The 4588-nt window shown below is 38.6% G+C and carries 5 protein-coding genes and 1 pseudogene; 2 read left to right on the forward strand and 4 right to left on the reverse strand.

Annotated features, from left to right (window positions below; translation table 11 throughout):
• Together QZ620_RS13500 and QZ620_RS13505 are read left to right on the forward strand one after the other, a co-directional pair.
• Positions 1–601: pseudogene (locus tag QZ620_RS13500) on the forward strand (asparagine synthetase B); the annotation flags it as partial.
• A gap of 9 nt (positions 602–610) precedes the next feature.
• Positions 611–1042, forward strand: coding sequence for a secondary thiamine-phosphate synthase enzyme YjbQ (locus QZ620_RS13505; protein ID WP_295182622.1), 432 nt, complete (start codon positions 611–613; stop codon positions 1040–1042).
• 72 nt (positions 1043–1114) lie between these two features.
• Here QZ620_RS13505 and rplT read toward each other — a convergent pair whose 3' ends face one another.
• From rplT to thrS, 4 genes are all read right to left on the reverse strand, one after another.
• A complete protein-coding gene (gene rplT, locus QZ620_RS13510; protein WP_026914511.1) occupies positions 1115–1459 on the reverse strand; it encodes a 50S ribosomal protein L20 in 345 nt (114 codons plus the stop codon).
• A gap of 133 nt (positions 1460–1592) precedes the next feature.
• Positions 1593–1790, reverse strand: a complete 198-nt coding sequence (rpmI, locus tag QZ620_RS13515) for a 50S ribosomal protein L35 (protein WP_141878381.1) — start codon at positions 1788–1790, stop codon at positions 1593–1595.
• 36 nt (positions 1791–1826) lie between these two features.
• On the reverse strand, positions 1827–2378 hold the full coding sequence (infC, locus tag QZ620_RS13520) for a translation initiation factor IF-3 (protein ID WP_084509743.1): 552 nt from the start codon (positions 2376–2378) through the stop codon (positions 1827–1829).
• A gap of 27 nt (positions 2379–2405) precedes the next feature.
• The gene (thrS, locus tag QZ620_RS13525; RefSeq protein WP_295182629.1) at positions 2406–4352 is read right to left on the reverse strand and encodes a threonine--tRNA ligase; all 1947 of its coding nucleotides are present in this window, start codon (positions 4350–4352) and stop codon (positions 2406–2408) included.
• Between the last annotated feature and the right edge of the window lie 236 nt (positions 4353–4588).

Raw genomic sequence — 4588 nt, forward strand, 5'->3', positions numbered from 1 at the left:
TTTTATGTTTGCCATGTGTAGTGCCACAGATAGTTTTGATATCGCTTTGGCGGCAAATGGGGTTGATATCGCAGAAGCAATGTTTGATGGTGATCCAAGTGAACCGGCGTATCAAGCTAAATTGGATTATGATCTCAGCTTCGCGTTCACCGATTTTATTTTGGAGAGAAGTCCGTTGGTGTATGAATTTTCCAATATAGATATGACCTCGAAACGACAGATGATCGAAAAGGAGAGTGATTATTTTACTTTGATGGATTATTCGGCGAAATGGGATGTAGTGCCAACCATGCTTACGCAAAATCATACCCGGCTGGTAAAAGGTTTTATGGGACAAACAACAAGTTACGATCCTGAAACGATCAAACCTGGTGTTTTAATAATGGGAGAATCCAAACTCAATGGCGAAGCTCGGTATATACATGGGGTAAAAGGCAAGGGATTTTTCACCTTCTATGGGGGACATGATCCTGAAGATTATCAACACAGGGTAGGGGATCCTAAAACAGAATTGCAGTTGCATCCGAATTCGGCAGGATACCGGCTTATTCTTAATAATGTGCTATTTCCGGCAGCTAAGAAAAAGGAACAGAAAACTTAATAAAATTGAATGGAAATTTATCAGACTGAAATGCGCTTAAAACCACGCAAACGTGGTTTCCACTTAATTACAGATGAAATTTTAAATCATTGTTCAGAAATAGAAGACTTCAAATTCGGATTCTTGCAGATCTTTATCAAACATACCTCTGCTGGGTTGACCATCAATGAAAATGCAGATCCAACTGTAAGAGAAGATTTCCGTAGTCATTTTGATGAGATGGTACCGGAAAATCAGGAGTATTATAGACATACTACAGAGGGTAGCGACGATATGCCTGCACATATCAAATCTTCACTAACCGGGCCTTCATTGCAAATTCCTATTACTAATGGTAGTTTGAACATGGGAACCTGGCAGGGCATATATTTGTGTGAGCATAGAAACTCTGGAGGATCGAGAAAACTTGTGCTAACGATCTATGGAGAAGAGGATATCTAGGATCATTTCCGGATTAGTAGAAAACAAAAAATCCCGCAATTGCGGGATTTTTCTATAAGAGAGTATAATTGTTTATTTTACTTTTTCTACAATTGCTTTGAAAGCCTCTGGGTGGTTCATCGCCAAATCGGCAAGAACCTTACGGTTCAATCCAATTTCACTGGTTTTGATTTTCCCCATAAATTGAGAATAAGATAATCCTTCCTGTCTGGCTGCAGCGTTAATACGCATAATCCATAAAGAACGGAAGTTACGTTTCTTAGCTTTACGGTCTCTGTATGCATAAAGCATCGCTTTGTCAACCGCATTTTTAGCAACGGTCCAAACGTTTTTACGACGTCCAAAATAACCTTTTGCTTGCTTTAAAACTTTTTTTCTACGTGCCCTTTTGGCAACTGAGTTTACTGATCTTGGCATATTTTAAATTTTTTTGTAGTAGGCGGTCGTTCACCGACACTTTCAACTTAAACTTATACTGTAGCACTACGCCCAGTCTAAGTGTTGCCCAACTCCATGGTTAAATAATTAATTAAACCTCAAGAGCTTCAATTTACTTTAAACGTAATTGAAGTTTGATATTTTGCTTATCTGCATCATGTACCAAAGTACTGTGAGTTAAGGCTAGCTTACGTTTCTTAGACTTCTTTGTTAAGATATGACTCTTAAACGCGTGCTTTCTTTTAATCTTACCTGTACCGGTTAGCTTGAAACGCTTCTTGGCACTGGATTTCGTTTTCATCTTAGGCATTACTGTCCTCTTTTTATAATTAACTCTCTTATTCTCTTATTTCGATTTCTTAGTGGGGGAGAGAAACATTGTCATTCTCTTTCCTTCAAGTTTTGGCATCTGTTCTACCTTTCCAAGTTCTTCAAGATCCTGTGCAAGTCTAAGAAGAAGAATTTCTCCTTTATCCTTGAACACGATAGATCGTCCTTTGAAAAAAACAAAAGCCTTTAGCTTTGCACCGTCTTTCAAGAATTTCTCTGCATTACGTTTCTTAAACTCGTAATCATGATCATCTGTATTGGGACCAAATCGAATTTCTTTAACGACTACCTTACTGGCTTTAGCTTTCATGGCCTTTTCACGTTTCTTTTGCTCATAAAGAAACTTCTTATAGTCCATTACTTTTACCACTGGTGGTTTTGCATTTGGAGAGATCTCTACTAGATCAAGACCCTGTTCCTCTGCAATCGCAAGAGCTTTCTTTACAGGATATACATCCATCTCTACGTTATCACCAACCAGGCGTACTTCGTCTGCTCTGATTTTCTCGTTGATTCGGTGCTGCTCTTCTTTTTGTCGACCGAACCTGTTCGGTTTTTTTCTACGTATAGCTATGGCTTAAAATTTTAATTAAACTTATGTTTTGAAAGGCTTTAAGGTACTACTGATTTCTGTATTAATCAAATCTGCAAAATCATCGATCTTCATCGTTCCCAAATCTCCTTCACTATGCTTACGAACAGAAATCGTACCATCTTTGGCTTCCTGCTCGCCGACAATCAACATATACGGGAATTTGTTTACTTCGGCTTCCCGAATCTTCTTCCCGATAGTTTCGTTTCTATTGTCTACAAGGGCGCGAATTTCGTGATTTTCAAGTAAATTTAAAACTTTTTGTGAGTAATTTTCATATTTCTCGCTGAGCGAGAGAATAATAGCCTGTTCTGGCATTAACCATAGTGGGAAATTACCACCTGTATGTTCCAGAAGAATAGCAATAAATCTCTCCATACTTCCAAAAGGAGCACGGTGAATCATGACTGGTCGATGTGACTCATTGTCACTTCCTTTATATGTCAGGTCAAAGCGCTCTGGCAGATTGTAGTCTACCTGGATGGTTCCAAGTTGCCAGCTTCTTCCCAGTGCATCCTTAACCATAAAGTCAAGTTTTGGTCCGTAGAAAGCCGCTTCTCCTTTTTCAATCACATAATTAAGACCTTTTTCTTCCGCAGCACTTAAAATGGCCGACTCGGCTTTTTCCCAAACATCATCAGATCCTATATACTTATCTTTCTTTTCAGGATCCCTTAAAGACACCTGGGCAGTAAAGTCATCAAAACCTAAAGACGAGAATACATATAAGGTAAGGTCAATTACTTTTTTAAATTCTTCATCCAGCTGCTCCGGCATACAGAATATATGCGCGTCATCCTGAGTAAAACCTCTAACTCTGGTTAAACCATGCAATTCTCCACTTTGCTCATACCTATATACAGTACCAAACTCAGCAAATCTCTTCGGAAGGTCACGATAACTCCAGGAACTCGCATTGTACATTTCACAGTGATGCGGGCAGTTCATAGGCTTGAGTAGAAATTCCTCTCCTTCATTAGGAGTCGTTATCGGTTGAAAGCTATCTTCCCCGTATTTAGCATAATGACCAGAAGTTACATAAAGTTCCTTATGACCAATGTGCGGACTTACAACCATTTCATAGCCGGCTTTCTTCTGAGCCTTCTTTAGGAAATTCTCGAGTCTCTCTCTAAGAGCTGCACCTTTCGGAAGCCATAATGGTAATCCCTGTCCAACTTTTTGGGAAAAAGTGAATAGCTCCAATTCTTTCCCCAATTTTCTATGATCTCTTTTCTTGGCTTCTTCCAGCAGAGCCAGATATTCTTTTAATTCTTTTTGCTTCGGAAATGATATCCCATATACTCTGGTTAGTTGAGGATTAGTTTCATCACCTCTCCAGTATGCACCGGCAACACTCATTAATTTTACTGCTTTGATGATTCCTGTATTTGGAATATGACCACCGCGGCAAAGGTCTGTGAAAGTATCGTGATCACAGAAGGTGATTTCACCATCAGTAAGATTTTCGATAAGCTCTACCTTAAAAGGATTATTCTCCTTCTTGTAAAATTCCAGCGCATCAGTTTTAGAAACTGAACGCAGTGCAAAATCATGTTTACCGCGGGAAATTTCCAGCATACGGTCTTCGATCTTCTTGAAATCATTTTCTGAGATCTTTTTCTCTCCGAAGTCTACATCATAGTAGAAGCCTCTATCAATCGCTGGTCCTATAGTAAGCTTAGCTCCCGGGTACAGATCCTGAATAGCCTGAGCCATTACGTGAGAAGATGAATGCCAGAATGCTTTTTTACCTTCATCATTAGACCAGGTGAAAAGAACAAGATCGCCATCGGTATTTAAAGGTGTCGTGGTTTCTACAGTTTCATTATTGAACTTTGCAGAAATAACATTCCTTGCAAGTCCTTCGCTTATACTTCTGGCTACATCCATTGGAGTAGTGCCTTTTTCAAACTCTTTAATACTTCCGTCTGGCAGAGTGATCTTGATCATTATATACATGTTTTACGAAGTCGCAAAGATAAGGTGTTGAGTTTGGTTGCACAATACATACTTACCTATATACTATATATAGGTGTTGATTATCTCTTCGGAAATGTATTATGAAATTATTTAGAATTAGATAATTCTGAATTTCAATCACTTATAAATAATCTTGTATTTATTTTATATTTTTCTTCGGAAAGTCATTGTGTAATTAAAAATGGGGTGTATATTTGCAGCCGCTT

This window comes from uncultured Christiangramia sp. (assembly GCF_913046405.1).
Classification (GTDB): domain Bacteria; phylum Bacteroidota; class Bacteroidia; order Flavobacteriales; family Flavobacteriaceae; genus Christiangramia; species Christiangramia marina.